At 45.6% G+C, this 4,946-nt stretch carries 3 protein-coding genes; all 3 read right to left on the minus strand.

Annotated elements, in window-relative coordinates:
- Positions 1-136: 136 nt before the first annotated feature.
- Entirely contained in the window at positions 137-1,714 is a 1,578-nt protein-coding gene (locus QUB16_RS32605) for a reverse transcriptase domain-containing protein (protein ID WP_333322491.1), read from the minus strand.
- A gap of 257 nt (positions 1,715-1,971) precedes the next feature.
- Positions 1,972-3,630 (minus strand): group II intron reverse transcriptase/maturase, encoded by a 1,659-nt coding sequence (gene ltrA, locus QUB16_RS32610; protein ID WP_333322493.1) that lies wholly within the window; start codon positions 3,628-3,630, stop codon positions 1,972-1,974.
- Positions 3,631-4,574: 944 nt separating this feature from the next.
- Positions 4,575-4,946 (minus strand): transposase (locus tag QUB16_RS32615; protein WP_333322495.1); only part of this gene is annotated, 372 nt, incomplete at its 5' end.

Here is a 4,946-nt window from a genome sequence, read left to right on the forward strand (position 1 = left end):
TTGAAATACTCACCGGCATAAATGCGCGGTGATTCTTGACGCTTCATAGGGTTCTGCTAACCGTTGCTAGTCTAACAATCCCTCTGCGCCCGTTTTGAGTCGTGGCGATTCCCCATGGTTGAGTCGATGGGAGGTATTATCCTCCGCACCTCTCAGTTAGATCCGGACGTGCTGGTTTCCCCGCATCCGGCTCCCGATGTTCTTGGCTTTCGCCTTTGCTCATGTGGAGATAATCGTGGCAGCTTTCGTGAACCGCTAAGAGGTTATTAGTTTTCGAGTTATTATGGTTTCCATCTACATGGTGTAGATGTACCTTTTCGTCGCCTAGCATTTTTAGACCACATTTCCCACATTTATGGTTTTGCCGTTTTAAGGCTTTAGAGGTGTCGCCGTCATAGAGCTTGCTGTTACGCTCACTCCAGTAGGCTATATCTCCGTCGTAGGGGGATTTCTCCCCTTTGACATTGACAAATTTGTTTTCGGAGTAAGAAACTGCCGGGAACGCTTTTTCTATCAATTTCTTGACAGTATAACGATTCTTTTTTGCTTCCTTATTGAATACCTTGAAGGCTCTATTTTGGATGAACCACAGTGAAAACCGCGACCCATCCAATTTACAGTAGCGGTGGTAATTTCTCCAGCCTCTAACCACAGGGGCTAATTTCTCAGCCTTGAGTGTGGCTCCATAATTCGAGTTGTTGACGATGTGTTTTACCTTCTGACAGAACGCTTTAAAATTGTCCACTGATGGAACGCATCTAAATTTCCCGTTGTTTTGCACTTTGAAATGCCAACCGAGGAAGTCAAACCCATCTGTCGTAGCTGTTAGCTTGGTTTTCTTTTCACTAACCTTCATACCTCGTTCTGCCAGAAATTCGCTGACTTTATCAAGTATTGCCTCCGCATCATCTTTAGGTTTCAGAATTATTACCATGTCATCCGCGTAACGGACTGATTGGTGTATTTCCTCAATCCCACTGAGAGCGATGTTGGCGAGTAATGGACTTACCACGCCCCCTTGCGGGGTTCCTTGTTCGGGAAATTCTGGATTAACTCCTGATTTTAGACAGCGGAATATTCCGGTCTTGATGCCTTTTGGGGCGATGAGTCGTTCCATTATGCTGGTGTGGCTTATCATGTCGAAGCATTTTTCGATATCGAGTTCGATAACCCGTTTCTCTATTCCGTTGCTATTAGAGCGTAGATTATGAAACAGTTTTTTCTGCGCGTCGTGCGCCGACCTTCCTGTTCTGAACCCATAACTCTGAGCGTGAAAAGTTGCTTCGTGTGCTGGCTCTAGCGCGTATTTTGCGAGGCATTGCCACGCTCTATCGGCGATAGTCGGTATCTTAAGGAGGCGGGTACTCCCATCCTTTTTAGGGATTGGTATTGAACGTAACTTCTGATGTTTCCAGTTGTTACTTTTGGCTCTGAGTTCTTCACTTATAGCGAACCTTTCCTCAAATGTGAGTGAGGCTTTCCCATCGATTCCCGCAGTCTTTTTGCCAGCGTTTAGTTGAGTTACTTGACGTATCGCTAACATTCTTGCAGCCCGAGATTTCAGAATTAGCTTTTGAAGGGACTTCGCTTTGGGCTTGTCTCCAACCTGAATCGCTTTAAACACTCGTTTTTGTAAGCGGAATAAGTCCCTTCGGAATTTCTTCCAAGGTAACGTCTTCCAAGATTCACTAACATTGCTGCTGTGCCTAATCATGCTCTGCTCTAACTTATGTTTTCTGAACACCTCAGACCAATTATGGTCTGTCCTACCCGAACTAAGGGGGTTCCGCTGCTCGTCTAGCCTACTTGGGGTTCGATTTCCCCTTGACCCTCAATCCGTTTTTATTCGTTCCCTCGGTTAGATTAATTGTTCCTTTAGGTGGAGCCAATGTCGGGTGAGGTTCGAGAGTCACCTCTCTCCCCTCCCCTAAGAACGCAGCATGAGAGTTTCCAGCTCACTGCGCTCAAGCCTTATTTCAAGCGAGATTTAACTTGGGTTTTGTGTACCTGTTTATGGCATGGTTTATGCAAGTGCTGAAGATTTTCCACGTCGTCAGTTCCACCCTCAGCGACAGGTAATATGTGATGGGTTTCGATTTCTTCCCCGTTGAGTAAAGGTTCGCCACATTCTGGACACTTCCAGTTTTGGTTTTCTGCTATCGTATAAAGTTTAGTCCCTTTATCAAAGCGGATTTTTCCAAGCTTCTGGTGGCGTTTTTCCCAATATTCTTTTAACGAGGGGTCGTCGGGGCTAGCGTCACCCTTGACTTTTATATGGCGCACGATAGAAGTAGATGCAATTTGGTAAAGGACAAGGAACTTATCCTTTACCCGTCTGTCGCTTGTGGTGCAAGCGAATGTCCATCGATTGCCTTTAATAGTCTTGAAGTAACATTTGCGTATCCATTTTGAGTTTTTGTTGGGATGCCGACGCTTCGCCCAACGCCAAAGGTATTGCCATATCCGATGATGGATATAACCGAAGGTTTCTTTGCTCACCACCCCTTTGTAGTAGTAAGCAAAACCCCTGAGAATTGGATTAAGCTTTTTGATTAAAACTTCTTGTTCTACACTGCTGAGGTTTTTGATTTCTTCTCCTAGGCGCTTACAGAAGGCTAACACCTTCTTTTTGGACGGCTTGATGAGAAGTTTTCCATCGTAGTGTCGGGAGTTGAACCCCAAGAAGTCAAAGCCATCTTCCATTGACGTGATAGCCGTCTTCTCAACGCTTAGTTCAAGACCTCGTTTTGACATCCATGCTTGTATCAGATTTTGGGCAATTTCGAGACTTTCCTTGTCTCTAGCCGTAACAATAAAGTCATCGGCATATCGCACCACACCAAGTTTTGAGTTGGTGGCTTTTATGTAAGTTTCTAAGCCATGCAATCCAATATTGGCTAATAGGGGTGAAATAATCCCGCCTTGTGGTGTGCCTTGTTCCGTAGGATTTAGTTTACCTTGGAACACAAAACCCGCTTTTAACCATCCTTTGACAAGTTCTCTTTTGGGGAAATTACTCATCATGGACAGGATGGATTCATGGGCGATGTTGTCAAAGAATCCCTTGATGTCAGCTTCTAGAACCCAGGTGTCCCTGCCTGTTTTGCTCATACAGGTTCGTATGAAGCCTTGTTCTATGGCATCTTGACAGCTTCTTCCCGGTCGAAAACCATACGAGTGTTGCTCGAATACGGCTTCCCATTCGGGTTCTAGTGAATTCTTTACTATTGCTTGTTCGATTCTGTCGCGCACGGTCGGGATACCGAGCGGTCGTTTCTTCCCGTTAGGCTTCGGTATCTCCACCCTCCGAGTCGGTTTGAGGTTTCCCCCATTCCAGTTGTTTACCAGAGTCACCCGTTGCGACGGGGTATTGACCACTTCTTTGTCAATTCCTGCCGTTGCTTTGCCTTGATTGGTCTGGGTGATACGTCGCACAGACAACAGTAAATTTGCGTGGCTTCGTAGCATCAATTTTTGTAAGCTTCGTAGCTTACGGAAGTTACCAAGTTTTCTCGCACGAAAGATTCTCTGACGTAGGTTTCTAACGAGTTTGCTAACCTTCTTCCAGTTAACCTGGTTCCAGTCTTCAAGTCGTTTCTTCAGTCCGTTTGTTGTCGTAGTTGACATCATCTAACTTGTCCTCGGATTTGATTCCTTTGTCGGGTTTACTTTCGTATAAGACCCAGAAGAAGTCTGCTTTCCTTTCGGTCAGGGATTATGTTTCAACCCCTATCTGGCTCATTACAAGCCAGCATTCGCTTTTTCTTCCATCCTCTACCCTCCTAAGAATTCTGCTTCGGTTGCCCTTGGCTTACTATCGGTATCGACCTCCGGTAGACTCAGTAGGGTTTATCCTGTTGTATCGCTTAGTTGTCTGTTCTCGTTTAGGTACTATCTATTCTGCGGTGAGGGTTATATTCACACGATTTATGAAGGTTAAAATCATAAATCTACTCACTTACCTTTTGGTCGAAGCCTATCAGCCTTATTTGGCTTCTTATCCAGTAACGCAGTTTAAGTGATAGTTCACTTGCGTTTACCATTCAAGAACTCCCCTTTGCTCCTAACCAGTTTGGGCTGCCAGTTTCGGCTACGTTCGTGGTCTGCACTCCGTCCTTTCATTGTTTACTCGGTACGTGATCGGACTCGCTTAAGAGTCTTTTACGTAGGGGTAGAGGGTGTGAATCCTCTAGGGAAGTAGGCTTCCCGTACTAAACGACCAGTTCAGGTCGCGCTTAACTACTGGATTCCCTAGACTCTTGCCGATATTGTCGGGATGATTCGGCGGGAATAATCTCCAGTGGAGTCGGGATTTTTGGTCTGTGACCCGCTCGAAAATAAGTTACTTTTCTAGGCTCTGTTTCACCGTTGGAACCCCCCATTAACGCCAGTGTCACCTCACATTAGATGTCTGGTTGCGTCCTGTTCCCAGCTTCACTCTCCAAGAATCGAGCTTGGTCGGTGTGGGCAGATAGGGAGTCATACCTGAGTCTGGCAGAAGGGGCTTGCACCCTTATCAGACCGAGAGTTCAGCCTTGTGGCTGGAAACGCTATGTACGGGCTTTCACCGTGATTCACGTTTCAACGAATCGCACCCCGACTTTTTCTATAGTCCTCGAAGCATTTTGATCTCTATCCTGCTCAGTACCACAACTAACGCAAAGCACTGAACGAATAGATAAATCAATCTTGCCCCATTTAAAACCACAATCCGCACAAACTTGGCTAGTAGGTTCCCACCTACTAATTACTTGAAACTCTCTACCAAACTTTTCAGATTTAGCCTCACAGAGAGTCCTAAACTCCCTCCACCCTTGCTGACTAATTGCCCGTGAAAGTTTCCGGTTTTTTACCATCCCTGACACATTCAAGTCTTCTAAAATAATCACTTGGTTTTCGTTGACTATTTTGGTTGACAATTTGTGCAGGAAATCTTTCCGGGTATC

The organism is Microcoleus sp. D3_18a_C4 (genome assembly GCF_036702415.1).
Taxonomy (GTDB): Bacteria; Cyanobacteriota; Cyanobacteriia; order Cyanobacteriales; family Microcoleaceae; genus Microcoleus.

What these genes read in the sequence shown, in the direction of transcription:
- QUB16_RS32605 (WP_333322491.1), bottom strand. Translation starts at nt 1,714, where the DNA reads ATGATTAGGCACAGCAGCAATGTTAGTGAATCTTGGAAGACGTTACCT.
- ltrA (WP_333322493.1), bottom strand. Translation starts at nt 3,630, where the DNA reads ATGATGTCAACTACGACAACAAACGGACTGAAGAAACGACTTGAAGAC.